This is a genomic window from Rhizobium sp. BK456 (genome assembly GCF_014194045.1).
GTDB lineage: Bacteria > Pseudomonadota > Alphaproteobacteria > Rhizobiales > Rhizobiaceae > Rhizobium > Rhizobium redzepovicii.
Genome location: NZ_JACIAO010000005.1, coordinates 188969 through 208594, shown reverse-complemented (window position 1 = coordinate 208594; position 19626 = coordinate 188969). Strand labels below are relative to the sequence as shown.

General features: G+C 62.4%; 15 protein-coding genes. 5 read left to right on the top strand and 10 right to left on the bottom strand.

All coding sequences use genetic code 11. From position 1 onward, the window contains the following. Positions 1-59: 59 nt before the first annotated feature. The 7 genes from FHX03_RS16375 to FHX03_RS16345 all read right to left on the bottom strand — a co-directional run bounded on the left by FHX03_RS16375 (position 60) and on the right by FHX03_RS16345 (position 7232). The gene (locus FHX03_RS16375; protein ID WP_183854575.1) at positions 60-1439 is read right to left on the bottom strand and encodes an FGGY-family carbohydrate kinase; all 1380 of its coding nucleotides are present in this window, start codon (positions 1437-1439) and stop codon (positions 60-62) included. Then, a complete protein-coding gene (gene rhaM / locus FHX03_RS16370) occupies positions 1436-1756 on the bottom strand; it encodes an L-rhamnose mutarotase (protein ID WP_183854573.1) in 321 nt (106 codons plus the stop codon). Before rhaM ends, FHX03_RS16375 begins: the two co-directional genes overlap by 4 nt. After that, positions 1753-2760 (bottom strand): ABC transporter permease, encoded by a 1008-nt coding sequence (locus FHX03_RS16365; RefSeq protein WP_097628957.1) that lies wholly within the window; start codon positions 2758-2760, stop codon positions 1753-1755. The genes rhaM and FHX03_RS16365 overlap by 4 nt, the downstream gene beginning before the upstream one ends. Further along, positions 2757-3758 (bottom strand): ABC transporter permease, encoded by a 1002-nt coding sequence (locus tag FHX03_RS16360; RefSeq protein ID WP_097628958.1) that lies wholly within the window; start codon positions 3756-3758, stop codon positions 2757-2759. The genes FHX03_RS16365 and FHX03_RS16360 overlap by 4 nt, the downstream gene beginning before the upstream one ends. A 9-nt stretch (positions 3759-3767) precedes the next feature. Then, the gene (locus FHX03_RS16355) at positions 3768-5303 is read right to left on the bottom strand and encodes a sugar ABC transporter ATP-binding protein (protein ID WP_183854571.1); all 1536 of its coding nucleotides are present in this window, start codon (positions 5301-5303) and stop codon (positions 3768-3770) included. A 72-nt stretch (positions 5304-5375) separates the two neighbouring features. After that, positions 5376-6371 (bottom strand): rhamnose ABC transporter substrate-binding protein, encoded by a 996-nt coding sequence (gene rhaS, locus FHX03_RS16350; RefSeq protein WP_183854569.1) that lies wholly within the window; start codon positions 6369-6371, stop codon positions 5376-5378. 48 nt (positions 6372-6419) lie between these two features. After that, positions 6420-7232: a DeoR/GlpR family DNA-binding transcription regulator gene (locus FHX03_RS16345; protein WP_097628961.1), complete on the bottom strand. Its 813-nt coding sequence runs from the start codon at positions 7230-7232 to the stop codon at positions 6420-6422. A gap of 197 nt (positions 7233-7429) precedes the next feature. On the opposite strand from FHX03_RS16345, the gene FHX03_RS16340 reads away from it, so the two are divergent. Further along, positions 7430-9526 carry a bifunctional rhamnulose-1-phosphate aldolase/short-chain dehydrogenase gene (locus tag FHX03_RS16340; RefSeq protein WP_183854567.1) on the top strand — a complete coding sequence of 699 codons (2097 nt, stop codon included), beginning with the start codon at positions 7430-7432 and terminating at the stop codon, positions 9524-9526. A gap of 213 nt (positions 9527-9739) precedes the next feature. Then, on the top strand, positions 9740-11032 hold the full coding sequence (gene rhaI / locus FHX03_RS16335; protein ID WP_183854565.1) for an L-rhamnose catabolism isomerase: 1293 nt from the start codon (positions 9740-9742) through the stop codon (positions 11030-11032). A 48-nt stretch (positions 11033-11080) separates the two neighbouring features. Here the strand turns inward: rhaI and FHX03_RS16330 are convergent, their stop codons facing one another. Further along, the gene (locus tag FHX03_RS16330; RefSeq protein WP_037074429.1) at positions 11081-11539 is read right to left on the bottom strand and encodes a carboxymuconolactone decarboxylase family protein; all 459 of its coding nucleotides are present in this window, start codon (positions 11537-11539) and stop codon (positions 11081-11083) included. A gap of 127 nt (positions 11540-11666) precedes the next feature. On the opposite strand from FHX03_RS16330, the gene FHX03_RS16325 reads away from it, so the two are divergent. Then, positions 11667-12536 (top strand): sigma-70 family RNA polymerase sigma factor, encoded by an 870-nt coding sequence (locus FHX03_RS16325; RefSeq protein ID WP_183854563.1) that lies wholly within the window; start codon positions 11667-11669, stop codon positions 12534-12536. A 165-nt stretch (positions 12537-12701) separates the two neighbouring features. After that, positions 12702-13916: an amidohydrolase/deacetylase family metallohydrolase gene (locus FHX03_RS16320; RefSeq protein WP_183854561.1), complete on the top strand. Its 1215-nt coding sequence runs from the start codon at positions 12702-12704 to the stop codon at positions 13914-13916. A gap of 39 nt (positions 13917-13955) precedes the next feature. Here the strand turns inward: FHX03_RS16320 and FHX03_RS16315 are convergent, their stop codons facing one another. After that, positions 13956-14795 carry an IclR family transcriptional regulator gene (locus FHX03_RS16315; RefSeq protein WP_131710852.1) on the bottom strand — a complete coding sequence of 280 codons (840 nt, stop codon included), beginning with the start codon at positions 14793-14795 and terminating at the stop codon, positions 13956-13958. Between the two features lie 205 nt (positions 14796-15000). On the opposite strand from FHX03_RS16315, the gene FHX03_RS16310 reads away from it, so the two are divergent. Next, positions 15001-15858, top strand: a complete 858-nt coding sequence (locus FHX03_RS16310; RefSeq protein WP_183854559.1) for an SDR family oxidoreductase — start codon at positions 15001-15003, stop codon at positions 15856-15858. 91 nt (positions 15859-15949) lie between these two features. Here FHX03_RS16310 and FHX03_RS16305 read toward each other — a convergent pair whose 3' ends face one another. Further along, positions 15950-19561: a hydantoinase B/oxoprolinase family protein gene (locus tag FHX03_RS16305; protein ID WP_183854557.1), complete on the bottom strand. Its 3612-nt coding sequence runs from the start codon at positions 19559-19561 to the stop codon at positions 15950-15952. Positions 19562-19626: the final 65 nt, after the last annotated feature.

Genomic DNA, 19626 nt, shown 5'->3' with positions numbered 1-19626 from the left:
ACACTAACCGCAAGGCAGGGGGGAGCAAGGACGTTGTTGAGCCGTATTTGGAAAAGCTCTTATTCCATCGCCGCGTACCAGCGATCGCGATAGGCGGCCAGCTCCGCGATCTCGGCAAGCGGAACACGCGTTTCGGCGCCGGATACCGGCCGGATGCCGGTGAGAAGGGCGGCACCCTGGCTGGTGCCGGTCGAGCCGGGAAGGGCGAGGACCTCGCGGCCGGCAAGCGCCGCAAGCAGCTTCAGATAGGTCTCGTTGAGCGCAAAGGGACCCTCGACGATAACCGGGCCTTTGGCGCCGATCAGTCCGAGACAGGCATCGGTCATCAAAGCGAGATAGAGGCAAGCGGCGGCGTGGCGCTCCTCGCGGCTCGCTCCTTCGGCGCCGATCCAGCGGCTTGCCTTGCCGGGAAAAGGTCCGGAGCCGGGGGCCATGTTAGGCAGCAGCATCACGCCCTTTTCGATGGCTGGGCCGATCGCCGCCTGGGCGGCCTTTTCACCGACGGGACCGATCTCGGCCGAAAGGATTTCGAACTCCCGCCCGCCCATGAAACGCGAGGAGGGGACGGCCCGGCCATAGGCATCGACATTGGCGAGCGCATCGCGTTTGGCATCGAGGTGATCGAGATCGCCGCCGACGCCGAAATTGATGACCCAGGTGCCGGTGGAGACGACGGCGAAGGGGGCTTCCCGATGGACCAGATGCGGCAGCAGCGAGGCGTTGGAATCGTGAATGCCGCAATAAACCGGCACCGGCGCGGCAAGCCCGAGCTCTTCGGCGATCCCGGGCAGGACCGGGCCGAGCGCATCGAAGGCGGAGCGGATCGGCGCCATCAGCGCGCGGATGCCGAGCCTGTCGACGAGCGACGAATAGTCTGATGTTTTCGGGTTCCAGAGGTCGGTGTGGCAGCCGAGCGAGGTCAGCTCGTTGGCGGCGACACCGGTCAGCCGCGCCGTCCAATATTGCGCATAGGTGAGAATAGTCGCGACCTTGGCGAATGCCTCGGGGAAGGCGCTCTTCTGGTAGTGCAGCTGGGCGCCGACATTAAGGCCCATCGTAAGCCGCGGCGAGAAGGTTTCGTCGAAGGCGGGACGCAAGGCCGTATAGGCATCGCGGATTTCCTCGGGGTATTCATGTTCGTAGTCGATCACAGGCATGGCGAGCTGACCGTGCCGATCGAGCAGGGCGGCTGCGGCGCCGTGGGTGGTGATCGAAATGGCGTCAAAGCCCGGTTCCCTCGCCAGGCGCTTCAACGCATCGAGCGCGAAGGACCAGAGCGCCTCTATGTCGTAATGCGGGTAGGGGCCGGCTTTGATCGTAACGTTCGGCCGTTTCAGCACGGCGATCTCGGCGCCCGTCCCGCTGTCGAGCACGACAACCTTGGCATTGGTCTTGCCGATGTCGAGTACGGCGATGCGGCGATAGGAGGGAGCGGTCATGGCATATGGAAGAGGGTGACGAGGTCGCTTTGAACAGGCGAATTATCCGGATTTACAGCCATGATGTCGGCCATGTGTGCCCACCATTTCTTCATGACCGGATGTTCCGGCAGGCTCGCCATCGTGTGGTCGGCCGGCCGCGTCAACACGCCGAACAGGGTATTGGTCTGCCGGTCGAGATGGATGGAATAGTCGCTGGCCCCCGACTGATGCAGGAGATCGACCAGTCCCGGCCAGATTTCGTCATGCCGCTTGCGGTATTCGGCTTCCATGCCGGGATTGAGCTGCATCTTGAAGGCGTGTTTTTCCAAAGTCATCGGGAACTCATGAGCTTGATGCGGCGGGCGATGATCGGGATGGCAATGGTGATGATGAGGAGCAGGCCGATGAAGATCGACATGACGATGCCGGGCACGTTCAGCAGGCCGAGGCCGAAGGTGACGAGGCCCATGACGAAGGCGGCGATGACGACGCCGCCGATCGTGCCGGAGCCGCCGAGGATCGAGATGCCGCCGAGCACGACCATGGTGACAACCTCGAGCTCCCAGCCTTGCGCGATCGACGGCCGGGTCGAGCCGAGGCGCGAGGTCAGACAGACGGCGGCGATGCCGCTCATGATGCCGGTCAGCAGGAAGAGGATGAATTTGACGCGCTCGACCGGGATGCCGGAGAAGCGGGCGGCAAAGTCGTTATTGCCGATCGCATAGACCTGCCGGCCGAAATTCGTCGCATGCAGCAGAATGGCGAAGGCGATCGCCAGCACGATGAACAGCACGAATTCGAAGGAGAATACCCAGACGACATAACCCTGGCCGAAATAGGCGAAGTCGGCGGGATATTTGCCATAGGCCTGATCGCCGAGCACGATATAGGAAATGCCGCGGAAAAGGCTCATCGTACCGATGGTGACGACGATTGACGGCAGTTTCAGCACCGAGACCAGGACGCCGTTGAAGGTGCCACAGACAAGGCCGGTGCCGATGCCGATCAGCACCAGGCCCGGCGTGCCGATGCCGAACTGGGCTGCCGCCCCCATCGCCGTCGAAGCGAGCGCGATGATCGCAGCGACCGACAGGTCGATTTCGCCCGAGATGACGAGCAGCGCCATGGCGAAGGCGATCATCGCCTTTTCGGTGAAGTTGAAGGTGGCGTCGGAGAGGTTCCAGGCATCGAGGAAATAGGGCGAGGCCAGGGAATTGAAGATGAAGATCAGGACGGCGACGCCAAAGAGCAGCACTTCCCAGCTGGCGACGATGCGCCGCAACGGCGTGCCGAGGCGATCGGGGATGACCCGCTTTTCGGGTGTGGACACGGTGCTCATGCTGCGGCCCCCGTTCTGATCTCGGCTGCGGCGCGGTCGCGCAGGATGATGCGGCCCCGGTTGCGTTCACGCCGGGCGTTGAAGGCGACGGCGAGAATGATGACGGTTCCGGAGATCGCCATCTGGGTGAAGGGTGAAATGCCGATCACCGGCAGCGCATTCTTGATGACGCCGAGGAAGAGCGCGCCGAGCACAGTGCCGGCGACCGAGCCGACGCCGCCGGCAATCGATATGCCGCCGATGACGCAGGCAGCCACGCTGTCGAGCTCGAAGCCGTTGGCGATATCGACATAGGCGACGGCATAACGCGATACCCAGAGATAGCTCGAAAGCCCGGCGAGCGCCCCTGACAGAACGAAGGCGAGGAATTTTGTCCAGCCCGTATCGATGCCGGCATAGACGGCCGCGGTCGGATTGCCGCCGGTCGCATAGGCCGAGCGGCCGAACTGGGTATATCGAAGCAGCACATACATCAGCAGCACGATGATAATGCCGACCCAGCCGAGCACGGGCAGACCGAGGATCGGCGTGCGCGGCACGGACAGGAAGATCGGCGTCATCTGGTGGGCGTTGACCCAGGCTCCGCCCGAGAGCACGAAGGCCATACCGCGATAGATGGTGAGCGTGCCGAGGGTGACGACGATCGGCGGGATTTCCAGCGCCCAGACGAGAAAGCCGTTGATCGCGCCGAGACAGGCGCCGATGACGATAGCCATCAGGATCAGCACGACGAGCGGCAGATCGGGATGGGCGGCATTCATCATCGCGATCGCCATGCCGGTAAAGGCGAGATTGGCGGCGACCGACAGGTCGATCGATTTCGTCAGGATGACCGTCATCTGCGCCAGCGCCAGGATGATCAGGATCGAGGTGTCGTTGAAGATGCCGGCGAGATTGTCCGGTGTGGCGAAATCGGCTGCCCGCGTCGAAAAGATCGCGATCATCACGACGATGATGAGGAACAGCAGGGTTTCGCGTTTTCTGATCAGTCTTGCCATACTTCTACCTCATGCATTGCCGGTGGCGGCGCGCACCAGCGCTTCCGGCGACAGTTCGGCCCGCTCGAAAATTCCGGCGGCGAGCCCTTCCTTCATCACCAGAACCCGGTCCGACATGCCGATGATCTCGGGCAGTTCGGAAGAGACCATGATGATCGACAGGCCCTCGGCGGCAAGTTCGCTGATAAAGCCGTGCACGGCCGCCTTCGAGCCGATGTCGATGCCCTTTGTGGGTTCGTCGAGAATGATCACCTTCGGCGACGTCGCCAGCCATTTGCCGATGACGACTTTCTGCTGGTTGCCGCCCGACAGCGTGCCGACCGGCACGGAAAGCGCGGCGGCGCGCAGATCCAGCCGCTCGGCATATTTGCGCGCAAGCGCGAATTCTTCCGCCGCTCTCAGAAAGCCGCGGCGCGAGGTGCGGGTGAGCGAGGGCAGCGTCATGTTCTGGAAGATCGGCATCGGCAGTGCCAGCCCGTGGCGGCCGCGTTCTTCCGGCACATAGACGATGCCGGCGCGGATCGCATCCTGTGGCGAATGGATGGTGATCTCGCGGCCTTCGAGCATCATCGTGCCGCAGAGCGGCCGGGTGATGCCGAAGAGGGATTGGGAGAGTTCCGAGCGGCCGGCGCCGATCAGCCCGTAAATGCCGAGAATCTCGCCCTTGCGCAGGGTGAAGGAAATGTCGCGGAATTCGGTGCGGTGGCTGTAGTTGCGGATTTCCAGCACCGGGCCGCCAATGGTGACATTGATCTTCGGGAAAGCGTTCTCGACGTCGCGGCCGACCATCATGCGGACGATCTCGTCCTGCGGCGTGTCCTTGAGCCGGCCCTGGCCGATGGCGCGGCCGTCGCGGAAGACGACGAAATCGTCGGCGATTTCGTAAACCTCATCGAACTTGTGGCTGATGAAGAGGATCGCCTTGCCCTGTTCCTTCAGGCCCCGGACAATGCGGAAGAGATCGTCGATTTCCTTGCGGGAAAGGGCGGCCGTCGGCTCGTCCATAATGACGATGCGGGCCTCGATCGACAGAGCGCGGGCGATCGCCACCAGATGGCGCTGCGCAATGGAGAGGTCCTTGAGCCGGATGGTCGGATCGATATTGCTTTCGAGCGCGGTCAGCAGCGTCTTCGAGCGGTTGTTCATCACCTGCCAGTCGATGGTGCGCAGGCGCGTGCGCGGCGCATGGCCGAGGAAGATGTTTTCGGCAACCGTCAGCTCGTCGAAAAGCACGGTTTCTTGATGGATGGCGGTGACGCCGGCATCGATTGCCGCCTGGGCGCTGGCAAAACTCGTCGGCCGGCCGTCGACCAGGATCTCGCCTTCGTTCGGCCGGTAGATGCCGGTCAGGATCTTGACGAGCGTCGATTTGCCGGCACCGTTTTCGCCGATCAGCGCCGTCACCGTGCCGGGATGAAGGGCGATGCTGACATTGTCGAGCGCTTTCACGCCCGGAAAGATCTGGGAGATGCCGCGCATTTCCAGAATGGCGGGCGCATCGCCGGTTTTGCTGTCCGTGACGGTTTGTTGAAAGGCGGCGTTCATCAGATTTCTACCAAATGTCGAAAGGGAAATCCCGGCGGCAAGGCCGCCGGGATCTTATTCGTCGGCTGTGGATCAGAAGACCTTGGAGAACTGGTCGATGTTCGAAGCATTGTAGACGAAGGGATCGGCCATAGCGGCTTCGCCGTTGTCGCCGATCTTGATCTTGCCCATGCGGCCGGCTTCGATTTCGCTGCCCGGCTTGCCATCGGCATCACCCTTTGCCAGGTGATAGGCGATCTGGGTTGCGGAGTAGCCGAGGTCGATCGGGTTCCAGATGGCGAATTCCTTGGTGGCGCCCGACTTGATCGCGCCGGCCATTTCGGACGGCAGGCCGAGGCCGGTGACGTAGACCTTGCCGACGAGACCCTTGTCTTCGACGACCTTGGAAGCGGCGAGAACGCCGACCGTCGTCGGAGCGACGATGACCTTGACGTTCGGGTTCGACTTCAAGAGGCCTTCGGCTTCACGATAGGACTTGTCCGAGAGGTCGTCGCCGTAAACCGTGGTGACGAGGTTGAGACCCGGGAAATCCTTGAGCTGCTTCTTCATCTGGTCGATCCAGATGTTCTGGTTGGTCGAGGTGGTGGTTGCCGACAGGATGGCGAAGTCACCCTTGCCGCCGTCGAGATGGTCCTTGACGAGCGTCAGGCACATCTTGCCGATCAGCTCGTTGGACGAAGGGTTGAGCTGCAGGATACGGCCTTCCGGCGCAACGCCCGAATCCCAGGAGATGACCTTGATGCCGCGCTGGGTCGCCTTCTTCAGTGCCGGGACAAGTGCATCCGGATCGTTGGCCGAGACGGCGATGGCGTCGACGCCCTGGGCGATCAGCGAGTTGATGACTTCGATCTGGCCTTCGGCCGTCGTCAAGGTCGGGCCGGTGTAGATCACTTCTACGCCGCCGAGTTCCTTGGCGGCTTCCTGGGCGCCCTTGTTGGCGGCGTCGAAGAAGCCGTTGCCGAGCGACTTGACGACGAGGCCGATCTTGATGTCCTTGGCGCTGGCAGTGCCGGCCATCATAGCGACGGCAAGCGCTGCGCCGAGCGCCAGTGTCTTTGCGAATTTCATGTCACTTTCCTCCCATTAAGATTTAGACTTCCACACCTCGGCGGCGCCTCATGCGACCGACGAGGAATCCTCCTTCGCAAGCTGCGCCACCGGGGTCGCGACAACCAGCCGGACACCGGCATTCTCGACCATGCGAGCTGCCTCTTCCGAAATCCCGTCATCGGTGATGATCGCAGAGACGCGGTCGAGCGCGCAGAGAATGAGGCTCGACCGGCGATTGAATTTGCTTGAATCGACCATGACGACGAGTTCGTCGGCCTGGTGCATCAGCTTCTGCTCGCTCTGAATGATGAGGGCGTCCGCCTCCATGATGCCGAGCGGGCCGACGCCCTGGGCGCCGATGAACATGCGTCGCGCATAAAAATTGCGGATCGCGTCATTGTCGAAAGGCGACAGGATGAGGCTCTGCTCGCGATAGATCGCGCCGCCCGGCACCGTCACCGTGTTTTTGGAATGTTTGACCAGATGTTCGGCGATGGCAAAAGAATTGGTCATCACCTGCAGGCGATGGCCGGCCATGTAATGCACCATCTGGAAGGTTGTCGTGCCGCCATTGATGATGATGGCATCGCCCGCTTCGCAGAGATCGACGGCTGCGCGGGCAATTGCACGTTTTTTATCGATGTTGACTGATTCTGAAACCCGGAAGGGCCGGCCGGCGAGATTGCCGAGCTGCGGCGGATGCACCGCTTCGGCGCCGCCGCGGACGCGACGGATCTTGCCCTGCACATGAAGAGCCGCAATGTCGCGCCGGATCGTCGCTTCGGAAGCTTCCGTCAGCTCGGCAATGTCCTGGATCGTCACCACCGACTTTTCCTGAACAGCGCTTAAGATGATGCGATGGCGTTCGCGTTCGTGCATTGGGCTCCTCCTCTTGTCACATTTATTTCGCATCCCTTAATGACTGTCAATCACAAACGATCATAAATTTTCATATTGCGATGCAGCATAATCGAATATGATCGTTTTCGATTGACAAGCACACTTTTGATGCGCGATACCGTGAGCGAAAGGGCGCGCTGATCGCGGCCCCTGACAAGCCTATATGGGAGGATGATATGGCGGCGAACGTCCGGCTTCTGGATAACCGGTGGGATGATGCATATGCGGCAGGCCTCGATGAGCCCGGCAAGCTGCTCTATCGCTCCAACCTGCTCGGCGCCGACAAGCGCATCACCAATTACGGCGGCGGCAACACCTCGGCGAAGGTGATGGAGACCGATCCGCTGACCAGCGGCACGGTCAAGGTGCTCTGGGTCAAGGGCTCCGGCGGCGATGTCGGCACCATCAAGCTCGACGGCTTTGCCACACTCTACCAGGACAAGCTGGAAGCGCTGAAATCAATCTATAAGGGCGTCGAAGACGAGGACCGCATGGTCGGCTTCCTGCCGCATTGTACCTTCAACCTCAATGCCCGCGCCGCTTCGATCGACACGCCGCTGCACGGCTTCGTGCCGTTCACCCATGTTGATCACATGCATCCCGACGCCATCATCGCCATTGCCGCATCGAAGAATTCCAAAGAGCTGACGCAGCAGATCTTCGGCGCCGAGATTGGCTGGCTGCCCTGGCGCCGTCCGGGCTTCCAGCTCGGCCTCGATCTCGAAGCCTTCGTCAAGGCGAACCCGAATGCCAAGGGCGTCGTGCTCGAAAGCCACGGCCTCTTTACCTGGGCTGATGATGCCAAGGCCTGCTACGAGCTGACGCTCGATATCATCAACAAGGCGATCGTCTGGTTTGCCGAAAAGACTGAAGGCAAGACGATTTTCGGCGGTGCCGTCGCTGAGAGTCTGCCGGTTGCCGAACGCCGCGCCATCGCTGCCCGGCTGATGCCTGAGATTCGCGGCCGCATCGGCAAGCAGGAGCGCAAGCTCGGTCATTTCGACGATCAGGACGCCGTGCTCGAATTCGTCAATTCGAAGGATTTGCGCCCGCTCGGCGCGCTCGGCACCAGCTGCCCCGATCATTTCCTGCGCACCAAGATCCGCCCGCTGATCGTCGATTTCGATCCCGCCAAGCCGGATGTCGACGCGATCGTTGCCGGCCTCGACCAGGCGCTGGAGGATTACCGCGCCGATTACGCCCGCTATTACAACGACTGCAAGCATGACAATTCGCCCGCCATGCGCGACGCCAATCCGGTCATCTTCCTCGTTCCCGGCGTCGGCATGCTGTCCTTCGCCCGCGACAAGGCGACGGCGCGCATCGCCAGCGAATTCTATGTCAACGCCATCAACGTCATGCGCGGCGCTTCGACGGTCTCGGAATATCAGGGCCTGCCGGAGCAGGAAGCCTTCGATATCGAATACTGGCTTCTCGAAGAGGCCAAGCTGCAGCGCATGCCGAAGCCGAAGAGCCTCGCCGGCCGAGTGGCCTTCGTCACCGGCGGCGCCGGCGGCATCGGCCGGGCGACCGCTGCGCGCCTCGTCGGCGAGGGCGCCTGCGTGGTGCTTGCCGATATCGACCAGGCGGCGCTTGAGGGCACCGAGGCCGATTTCGTCAAGAAGTTTGGCGCCGACGCGGTGCGCAGCGTCCGGCTTGACGTCACCAAGGAAGATGCGGTGATCGCCTCCTTTGCGGAAGCCTCGGTCGAATTCGGCGGCATCGATATCCTCGTCTCGAATGCTGGCATTGCCTCCTCCGCGCCGATCGAAGCCACCGAGCTTGCGACGTGGAACCGCAATATCGATATTCTGGCGACCGGCTATTTCCTGGTTTCGCGCGAAGCCTTCCGCCTGTTCCGCCGTCAGGCGCTCGGCGGCAACATCGTCTTCGTCGCCTCGAAAAACGGTCTCGCCGCTTCGCCGAATGCCGCTGCCTATTGCACCGCAAAGGCCGCCGAGATCCATCTCGCCCGCTGCCTGGCGCTGGAAGGTGCCGATGCCGGCATCCGCGTCAACACGGTCAACCCGGATGCGGTGCTGCGCGGTTCGAAGATCTGGAGCGGCGAATGGCGCGAGCAGCGCGCCGCCTCCTCGAAGATCGAGGTGGATGATCTCGAGGAACATTACCGCAAGCGTTCGATGCTGAAACTCAACGTGTTTCCGGAGGATATCGCCGAGGCGATCTATTTCCTGGCATCGGACCTTTCGGCAAAATCGACCGGCAATATCATCAACGTCGATGCCGGCAACGTGCAGAGCTTTACGCGGTAATTTTGATCGGCGGCGGATGCGTCTGCCCCTCACCCTAACCCTCTCCCCGTCGTGACGGGGAGAGGGACTTGCCCAACGAAATGTTGGAGTGGGACGGAGACGATGCGCCACACCCCCTTCTCCCCGTCTGAACGGGGAGAAGGTGCCGGCAGGCGGATGAGGGGCGGCCCCACGGCGGTCCCAATGTAGAAATTGCATCAGTGGGAGGAAAGAATGGCCGAGTTCAGGATCGCGCAGGATCTCATCGCGACGGATAACGACAAGCGGGCGACCGCACTGAAAGCCGATTACGAGGCGCTGGGTGCGAACCTTGACCGCCGCGGCGTCGATATCGAGGCAATCACCCGCAAGGTCGCGGAATTTTTCGTCGCCGTTCCCTCCTGGGGTGTCGGCACCGGCGGCACGCGTTTTGCCCGCTTTCCCGGCACGGGCGAGCCGCGCGGCATCTTCGACAAGCTCGACGATTGCGCCGTCATCAATCAGTTGACGCAGGCGACACCGAATGTCTCATTGCATATTCCCTGGGACAAGGCGGATGCCAAGGAATTGAGGGCCAGGGGCGATGCGCTCGGCCTCGGCTTCGATGCAATGAATTCGAACACTTTCTCTGATGCGCCGGGACAAGCCCATTCCTACAAATACGGCTCGCTCAGCCACACCGACGCGGCGACGCGGGCACAGGCGGTCAAGCACAATCTCGAATGCATCGAGATCGGCAAGGCACTCGGGTCGAAGGCGCTGACCGTCTGGATCGGCGACGGCTCGAATTTCCCCGGCCAGAGCAATTTCACCAAGGCGTTCGAGCGTTACCTCGCCTCGATGGCTGACATTTACCAGGCGCTGCCCGACGATTGGAAGCTGTTCACCGAGCACAAGATGTACGAGCCGGCCTTCTATTCGACGATCGTGCAGGATTGGGGCACCAACTATCTGATCGCCCAGACGCTCGGTCCCAAGGCTCATTGCCTCGTCGATCTCGGCCATCATGCGCCGAACACCAATATCGAGATGATCGTCGCCCGGCTGATCCAGTTCGGCAAGCTCGGCGGCTTCCACTTCAACGATTCGAAATATGGCGACGACGATCTCGATGCCGGCGCGATCGATCCCTATCGGCTGTTTCTCGTCTTCAACGAGTTGGTCGATGCCGAGCAGCGTGGGGTCAACGACTTCAACCCGGCCCATATGATCGACCAGTCGCATAATGTCACCGACCCGATTGAGAGCCTGATCAACAGCGCCAACGAAATCCGCCGCGCCTACGCGCAGGCGCTGCTCGTCGACCGCAAGGCGCTGTCCGGCTATCAGGACGACAATGACGCGTTGATGGCGTCGGAAACGCTGAAGCGCGCCTATCGCGCCGATGTCGAGCCGATCCTCGCCGAAGCCCGGCGCAGGTCCGGCGGCGCGATCGACCCGATCGCGGCCTATCGCGCCAGCGGCTACCGCAAGAAGATTGCGGCCGAGCGCCCGGCTTCGGTTGCCGGCGGCGGTGGTATCATCTGAACTTCAGTTGCCGGCAGCGTAGGGGTGATTCGCTGCCGGCAACCGCATCTACGGCTTCCAGGCGCCGGCGATCTGCCGTGTGGCGATGTTCAGCCGATTCCAGACATTGATATTAGCGATGGCGATGACGAGGGCCGCGAGGCTCTTGCCGTCATAGTGCCGGGTCGCCTCGTCCCAGATCTCGTCGGGCACGGGGTCGGAACGGTCGCTGGTGCGGGTCACGGCCTCGGTCAGCGCAAGGGCTGCCCGCTCGGCACCGCTGAAATAGGGCGTGTCGCGCCAGGCGCTGACGGCAAAAAGCCTTTCATCGGTCTCGCCGAGCTTCTTGGCGATGCGCGGATGACCGTCGATGCAGACGCTGCAGCCGTTGATCTGGCTGGCGCGCAGATTGACGAGTTCCAGCAGCTTCGGCGAAAGGCCAGCCTCGGCCGGCACCTTCGCAAGCGCCGTCAGCGCCTGCATGGCGGCGGGAAGCACCAGGGCGGGATTTCCCATTCTCTCCTGCATGACCAATTTTTCCTGCATGATATGTCTCCTTGATGCATTTTGCTCTTCGACGATCCGCCGGCGCTGTCACACCGGCCGGGTTTCATTCGTCATGGGCTTGACGGAACGCAGCGAAGGAATGTGACGGATGAACGAGAAAAAATGGCTGGCCGATCAATTCGAGGCGAACCGGGCGCATCTGCGGGCGGCGGCCTATCGCATGCTCGGCTCGCGCAGCGAGGCTGAAGACGCCGTCCAGGAGGCCTGGCTGCGGCTCAACCGCGCGGATACGACCGACGTCGGCAATCTCGGCGGCTGGTTGACGACAGTGGTGGCGCGCATCTGTCTCGACATGCTGCGTGCGCGCAAGACCCGGCGGGAGGAGCCGCTGGAGATGCCGGTTCATGCCGCGATCGCCGATCCGGCAAACGATCCGGAGCGCGATGCGGCCTTCGCCGAATCGGTCGGCGTGGCCTTGCTCGTCGTGCTGCAGACGCTGGCGCCGGCCGAGCGTGTCGCCTTCGTGCTGCATGACATGTTCGATCTGCCTTTTGACGAGATCGCGCCGATCATCGGCCGCACGTCCGCCGCCGCCCGGCAGCTCGCAAGCCGCGCCCGCCGCCGAGTGCAGGGCACGGACGAGGCGCCCGATCTCGATTTCGGCCACAAGCGGACGATCGCGGAAGCCTTCCTGACGGCATCGCGCAACGGTGATCTCGAGGCGTTGCTTGCCGTGCTTGCCCCCGATGTCGTCTTCCGGCCGGATGCGACGGCAGCGCGATTCGGTCCATTTGGCGGAAGGCGCGGCGCGTTCGAGGTCGCAGAGCTGTTCAAGGGCCGGGCACAGGCGGCGGAAGCCGCGCTCGTCGACGGCGAAGTCGGATTCATCGTCCGCATCAAGGACGAACTGCGCGTCGTCGTGACGCTGACCATCGCCGACGGGAGGGTGACGGTGATCGACGCCTTCGCAGATCCGGATTATCTCGAACACGTCGATTATTCCGTGCTTTCCAGCTGAAACAGACGGCGATCCGGTGCTCCTTCAGTAGGTGGATTTCAGATTGGCGCGCCTTCGCCAGCATTTTTCGCGGCCGCCCTCGTCGCGTCATTTTGCTTGACAGGCGCACCTCCAGCTTTATTCTATTATAAAGATTTATATAACATAACTGTGGAATGACGCGATATGAGCAAGTCCGGCGACCAGGCGAAAAAGCCGCTCCTCCTCACCAATGTGAAACCGATGGCTTTCGGTGCGGGGACTGTCGAAGGGGCGCTCGACATTCTCGTCGATCGCGACGGCAAAATCGCAAAGATCGGTCCGGCGCTCGCCGTTTCTGAGGATGTGACCCGCATCGACGGCAAGGGCGCCTTCGTCTCGCCGGGCTGGATCGACCTGCATGTGCATATCTGGCATGGGGGCACCGACATTTCCATTCGTCCCTCCGAATGCGGTCTCGAGCGCGGCGTCACGACGCTGGTCGATGCCGGTTCGGCTGGTGAGGCGAATTTCCATGGCTTCCGCGAATATATCATCGAGCCCTCGCGCGAGCGCATCAAGGCCTTCCTGAACTTCGGCTCGATCGGCCTTGTCGCCTGCAATCGCGTCGCCGAACTCAGGGATATAAGAGATATCGATCTCGACCGGATCCTTGAAGTCTACGCCGAAAACAGCGAGCACATCGTCGGCATCAAGGTGCGCGCCAGCCATGTCATCACCGGCTCCTGGGGTGTCACCCCTGTCAAGCTCGGCAAGAAGATCGCCAAGATTCTGAAAGTGCCGATGATGGTGCATGTCGGCGAACCGCCGGCGCTCTATGACGAAGTGCTGGAGATCCTCGGTCCCGGCGATGTCGTCACCCACTGCTTCAACGGCAAGGCGGGTTCGAGCATCATGGAGGACGAGGATCTTTTCAATCTCGCCGAGCGCTGCGCCTCCGAGGGCATTCGCCTCGACATCGGCCACGGCGGCGCCTCCTTCTCCTTCAAGGTGGCGGAAGCGGCGATCGCGCGCGGGCTGCTGCCGTTCTCGATCTCGACCGACCTGCACGGCCATTCGATGAATTTTCCGGTCTGGGACCTGGCGACGACGATGTCGAAGCTGCTCAGCGTCGGCATGCCCTTCGACAAGGTGGTCGAGGCCGTCACCCATGCACCGGCCTCGGTCATCAAGCTGTCGATGGAGAACCGGCTTTTGGTCGGCGCGCAAGCCGAATTCACCATTTTCGACCTTGTCGATTGCGAACTCGAGACGACGGATTCCAACGGCGACGTTTCGGTCCTCAGCAAGCTGTTCGAGCCGCGTTACGCGGTGATGGGCGCCGATGCCGTTGCAGCCAGCCGCTACGTGCCGCGGGCGCGCAAGCTGGTGCGCCACAGCCACGGTTATTCCTACCGTTAGGACCGGCCGCCGGGATTGGTTCGGCGACCGAGGAAAGCCTCAGCGGTTGCGCCAGCCCATCAGCTTTTCGATCCGCTCCGCCGAATTGCGTACATGCGCGGTATAGTGGTTCTCGTCGGAGAAGGCTTTCTGCTCCGGCAGCACGATGGAAATGGTGGCGACGCAGTGGCCGTCGCGATCGCAGATCGGCGAGGCGATGCAGGCAACCGCATAGTCCGATTCCCCCGCCTGGATCGACAGGCGCGCCTCAAAGGCCTTGGCGGCGGCTTCCGACAGCGTGCTTGGATCGATCTCGGCGCGGCCGGTCGGAGACGAGCGGGCGCAGCGCTTGAACAGCTCGATGCGCTCCTCTTCCGGCAGATGGCCGACAAGCAGGCGGCCCGACGCCGTCCAGTTCAGCGGCACCCTTGTGCCGACGCGCGACGCCACCTGGAAGTGGCTCGGGCCATCGGCCATGGCAAGCACCAGCATATAATCACCGTCGCGGCCGCAGACCTGCACGGTTTCGCCGGCCTGGCGGCAGAGATCGTGCATTTCGTGGGTGGCGATGCTCATGAAATCCAGCGACCGGGCATAGGCGAGCCCGTAGTGATAAAGCCGTGCGCCGAGCCAGATGGAACCATCAGCCTGGCGTGTCAGCATGTTCTTCTCGACCAGATCGTCGACGATGACGTAGACGGTCGACAGCGGCGCCTTCACGGCCTTGGCGATGGCATAGACACCGGCAGGCGATCCCGTCTCATAGAGATGATCGATCACCTGAAGCGCCCGGTCGATACCGCTGACGCGCGCGCGCCGCGCGCCCTTGCCGGCGGCTTCCTCGGAATGGCCCTCGTCTTCGGCGTAAACTGCGGGTGATGTTTTTCCGTCCAATTCCATGCACCTCGTTAAAACTGCGATCATGTTACATTACTATGGCATAGCGGTCGCTGTGGCAAATCGCAACATTTTGTAGGTTGATCGTGCGGAGGAATGTGGCAGCAAGATCATTCTCTGTACGGTGTGCCCGCTCGGAAAGAACTCCATCAAAAACTTGGAACAACAAACCGCAGCCTGAGTTTGATCCTGAACCCAGGAGGTCATGATGACGAATTATCCGACACCGCCGTTCCCGTCCCAGAAACAACCGATGCCTGGTTTTACCGCACAGATGGACCCGGTTCCCGACCATGGCGAAAAAAGCTATCGCGGCTCCGAGCGGCTGAAGGGCAAGCGGGCGATCATCACCGGCGGCGATAGCGGCATCGGCCGGGCGGTGGCGATCGCCTATGCCAGGGAAGGTGCCGATATCGTAATTTCCTATCTCGACGAGGATGAGGATGCCGACGAGACGAAGCGGCTGGTCGAGGAGGCCGGTCGCAAGGCCGTGATGGTCAGCGGCGATATCCAGGATCCGGCTCTGTGCCGGCAGATCGTCGAGACGGCGGTCAAGGAGCTCGGCGGTATCGACATTCTCGTCAACAATGCGGCCCATCAGGCGAGCTTCAAGAGCATCGACGAAATCAGCGACGAGGAGTGGGAACTGACCTTCAAGGTCAATATCCATGCGATGTTCTATCTGACCAAGGCGGCCGTTCCCCATATGAAGCCCGGCAGCTCAATCATCAACACCGCCTCGATCAACTCCGACAGTCCGAACCCGACACTGCTTGCCTATGCGACGACCAAGGGCGCGATCCAGAATTTCACCGCCGGCCTTGCCCAGCTTCTGGCCGAGAAGGGCATCCGCGCCAATGCCGTGGCGCCGGGGCCGATCTGGACGCCACTCATTCCCTCGACGCTGCCCGAGGAAAGCGTCAGCAATTTCGGCAAGCAGGTGCCGATGAAACGGCCCGGCCAGCCGGCGGAGCTGGCTACAGCCTATGTGATGCTGGCCGATCCCTTGTCGAGCTATGTCTCCGGCACGACAATCGCGGTCACTGGCGGCAAGCCGATCCTTTGACGCAAGTCGCCTGGGATTGGCGGTTCCGGGTTAAAGACATGCGTGAAACAAGGAGCTGAAGCGGGTCGATCAAAGTTTGACTTGACGCGTTTCAGTCCGGCTTGCCGTAGCCACCGCCGGTCGGCGTCGTGACGATCACGGCGTCGCCGGCGGCGAGCATTGTCTGGTCGCAGCCGTCAAGTCTTTCGACGGTGCCGTTCGCGCGGCGGATCTCGGTTTTTCCCAGCTGCCCGTCTTCTCCGCCGAAAAGGCCGAAAGGCCGGATCGTGCGATGCGAGGACAGAATGCTGCAATCCATCATCTCCAGGAAGCGGATGGTGCGCTCGGTGCCGCCGCCGGAACTATACTGTCCCTTGCCGCCAGAACCGCGGCGGATGTGGAAATCTTCGAGCACGACGGGAAAGCGGAATTCTAGCACTTCGGGATCGGTCAGCCGCGAATTGGTCATATGCGCGTGCACGCCATCGGCACCGCTAAAGCCGGTGCCGTCGTTGAGCAGGCCGGCGGGGCCGCCGGCGCATATCGTCTCGTAATATTGATAGGCGGCGTTGCCGAAGGTCAGGTTGTTCATCGAGCCCTGGGCTGCCGCGAGCGTTCCGAGCGCTCCGAACAGCGCATTCGTCACATGCTGGCTGGTCTCGACATTGCCGGCGACGACGGCGGCCGGATAGGCTGGGCGAAGCATCGACCCGTCCGGCACGATGATCCGGATCGGCCGAAGGCAGCCGGCATTCATCGGGATCGGTTGCTCGACCATGACGCGGAAGACATAGAGCACGGCGGCGCGCGTCACCGGTTCCGGCGCATTGAAATTGGTCGGCTGTTGCGCGCTCGTGCCGGTGAAATCGACCGTCGCCTCACGTGCCTGCCTGTCGACGGTGATCTTCACCTTGATGACGGCGCCCTGATCGGTGGGATAGGTGAATTCGCTGTCACTGAGGCGGGCGATCACCTGGCGGACGCTTTCTTCGGCATTGTCCTGCACATGGCCCATATAGGCTTCGACGACGTCGAGCCCGAAATGGGAAACCGTCTTGCGCAACTCCTGCACGCCCTTTTCGTTGGCAGCGATCTGCGCCTTGACGTCGGCAAGGTTCTGAGCCGGATTGCGGGCGGGATAGGGATGGTCGGTCAGCATCGCCGCGAAGTCCGCTTCGCGGAAACGGCCTTTGTTGACCAGCAGGAAATTGTCGATCAGCACGCCTTCCTCGTCGACCTTCGTCGCTCGCGGCGTCATCGAACCCGGCGCCTTGCCGCCGATATCGGCATGATGGCCACGCGAGGCGACGTAAAACAGGATCCCCTCTCCGGCATCGTCGAAAACAGGGGTGACGACGGTGATGTCGGGCAGATGCGTGCCGCCATTATAAGGCGCGTTGAGCGCGAAGACGTCGCCCGGATGGATGCGGCCTTCGTTGAGGCGGATGATGGTTTCGACCGAACGATCCATCGAGCCGAGATGCACCGGCATATGCGGCGCATTGGCGACGAGTGCGCCGGTGCGGTCGAAGACGGCGCAGGAGAAATCGAGCCGCTCCTTGATATTGACCGAATGCGCGGTGTTCTGCAGCGTCACGCCCATCTGCTCGGCGATCGCCATGAACAGATTGTTGAAGACTTCGAGCATGACCGGATCAGCATTGGTGCCGATCGCGGCATGGCGGGCAAGCGGGATCTCGCGGGTGAGGACGATATGATCGTGGCCGGTGAGCCGCGCCTGCCAGCCGGCTTCGACGACGATCGTCTGATGTGCTTCGATGATAAGGGCAGGCCCTCTGAGGATGGCGCCGGGCTTCAGCGCGTCGCGCTTGAAAATTCCGGCGTCCTGCCATGTTCCGCCGGAATAGAAGCGGGTCGTGCGCAGCGCTTCCGGCTCGAAGACTTTCGCCTCCCTATAAGCTTCCTCGATATCGGCGCCGCCGCCGATGCCCTCGACTTCGATGGAATCGACGACAGCGGGCCGGTCTTCGAAGATGAAGCCGAACTGTTTCTTATGGGCGATGGCAAAGGCCTGCACCATCTCCTCCTGGGGCCCGAAGGCGACGGGCAGGGCGGTGTCGGTGCCCTTATATTGCAGGTGCAGCCGGGTGACGACCTCCATGTCGGCGGCCTCGACGCCTTGCAGCGTCAACTCCTCGCGCACCTCCGCCTCCAACCCGGCCCTGATCTCGCCGATCGTCACCAACGCCGTAGCAAGTTCGGTCAGCACCGCGCGCTGGCGGGTGGCGCGGATATCGGCGAGGCCCATGCCATAGGCCGAAAGGATGCCGGAGAAGGGGTGGATCAGCACTCTTTTCATGCCGAGGCTATCGGCGACGAGGCAGGCATGCTGGCCGCCGGCGCCGCCGAAACAGGTGAGCGCATAGCCCGAAACGTCATAACCGCGCTGGACCGAGATCTTCTTGATGGCATTGGCCATGTTCTCGACAGCGATGGCGAGGAAACCGTCGGCGGCGTCCTCAGCCGTCCGACCGCCGCCGATCGTCTTTGCCATCTCGGCAAAGGCGGCGCGCACCGCCCCGGCATCGAGCGGCTGGTCCTGTCTCGGGCCGAAGATCGCCGGGAAGAATTCCGGGAGGAGCTTGCCGGTCATGATGTTGGCGTCGGTGACGGTGAGCGGGCCGCCGCGGCGATAGGATTTCGGGCCGGGCGTGGCGCCGGCTGATTCAGGGCCGACGCGAAAGCGCGAACCGTCAAAGCTCAGGATCGAACCGCCGCCAGCGGCCACCGTGTGGATCTTCATCATCGGCGCGCGCATGCGCACGCCGGCGACTTCGGTCTCGAAGGCGCGCTCCAGTTCACCGTCGTAATGCGACACATCCGTCGAGGTGCCGCCCATGTCGAAGCCGATCATCTGGCCGAAGCCGGCAATGCGCGACACCTCGACCGCGCCGACCACGCCGCCGGCGGGGCCTGAGAGGATCGCATCCTTACCCTGGAACAGATGCGCGTCGGTCAGCCCGCCGGAGGACTGCATGAACATCAGCTTCGGGCCTTGCCCCTCGACGGCGCCGAGTTCGGTGGCGACCTGATCGACATAGCGCCGGAGAACCGGGGACAGATAGGCGTCGACGACGGCAGTGTCGCCGCGGCCGACGAGCTTGATCAGCGGGGAAACGACGTGCGAGGGCGAGATTTGTGTGAAGCCGATCGCGCGCGCGATGGCGGCGGCCCGTTGCTCATGCTCGGGATAGCGGTAGGCGTGCACGAAGACGATGGCGACGGCGCGCAGGCCCTCGGCATAGGCGGCTTCGAGCGCCTGCCGCAGCCTGCCCTCGTCGAGCGGACGTTCCACCGTGCCGTCCGCCAGCACGCGCTCGTCGGCCTCGATGACGCCGGCATAGAGCAGTTCCGGCTTGACGATCTTCTTGGCGAAGATATCGGCGCGGGCCTGGTAGCCGATCTCCAGCGCATCGCGGAAACCTTTGGTCGTCACCAGGAGGGTCGGATCCCCCTTGCGTTCCAAGAGCGCATTGGTGGCGACCGTCGTTCCCATCTTCACCGCGCCGATGCGCTCGGAAGGGACAGGATCACCGGCTTTGAGCCCGAGCAGTTCGCGAATGCCGTGCACGGCCGGGTCGCGATAGGCTTCCGGATTTTCCGAAAGCAGCTTGTGGGCGATCAGCGCACCGTCGGGACGGCGTGCGACGATATCGGTGAAGGTGCCGCCGCGATCGATCCAGAAATCCCACTGTCCGCCCATCGTCCGGCCTCCTGTTGAACTGAAAATTTATTGACGATTTATCGATAAAATGTCAACGTTTCCTC

Excerpts from the sequence above, each read along its gene's own strand:
- FHX03_RS16375 (WP_183854575.1), bottom strand. The coding sequence starts at position 1,439 with ATGACCGCTCCCTCCTATCGCCGCATCGCCGTACTCGACATCGGCAAG.
- rhaM (WP_183854573.1), bottom strand. The coding sequence starts at position 1,756 with ATGACTTTGGAAAAACACGCCTTCAAGATGCAGCTCAATCCCGGCATG.
- FHX03_RS16365 (WP_097628957.1), bottom strand. The coding sequence starts at position 2,760 with ATGAGCACCGTGTCCACACCCGAAAAGCGGGTCATCCCCGATCGCCTC.
- FHX03_RS16360 (WP_097628958.1), bottom strand. The coding sequence starts at position 3,758 with ATGGCAAGACTGATCAGAAAACGCGAAACCCTGCTGTTCCTCATCATC.
- FHX03_RS16355 (WP_183854571.1), bottom strand. The coding sequence starts at position 5,303 with ATGAACGCCGCCTTTCAACAAACCGTCACGGACAGCAAAACCGGCGAT.
- rhaS (WP_183854569.1), bottom strand. The coding sequence starts at position 6,371 with ATGAAATTCGCAAAGACACTGGCGCTCGGCGCAGCGCTTGCCGTCGCT.
- FHX03_RS16345 (WP_097628961.1), bottom strand. The coding sequence starts at position 7,232 with ATGCACGAACGCGAACGCCATCGCATCATCTTAAGCGCTGTTCAGGAA.
- FHX03_RS16340 (WP_183854567.1), top strand. The coding sequence starts at position 7,430 with ATGGCGGCGAACGTCCGGCTTCTGGATAACCGGTGGGATGATGCATAT.
- rhaI (WP_183854565.1), top strand. The coding sequence starts at position 9,740 with ATGGCCGAGTTCAGGATCGCGCAGGATCTCATCGCGACGGATAACGAC.
- FHX03_RS16330 (WP_037074429.1), bottom strand. The coding sequence starts at position 11,539 with ATGCAGGAGAGAATGGGAAATCCCGCCCTGGTGCTTCCCGCCGCCATG.
- FHX03_RS16325 (WP_183854563.1), top strand. The coding sequence starts at position 11,667 with ATGAACGAGAAAAAATGGCTGGCCGATCAATTCGAGGCGAACCGGGCG.
- FHX03_RS16320 (WP_183854561.1), top strand. The coding sequence starts at position 12,702 with ATGAGCAAGTCCGGCGACCAGGCGAAAAAGCCGCTCCTCCTCACCAAT.
- FHX03_RS16315 (WP_131710852.1), bottom strand. The coding sequence starts at position 14,795 with ATGGAATTGGACGGAAAAACATCACCCGCAGTTTACGCCGAAGACGAG.
- FHX03_RS16310 (WP_183854559.1), top strand. The coding sequence starts at position 15,001 with ATGACGAATTATCCGACACCGCCGTTCCCGTCCCAGAAACAACCGATG.
- FHX03_RS16305 (WP_183854557.1), bottom strand. The coding sequence starts at position 19,561 with ATGGGCGGACAGTGGGATTTCTGGATCGATCGCGGCGGCACCTTCACC.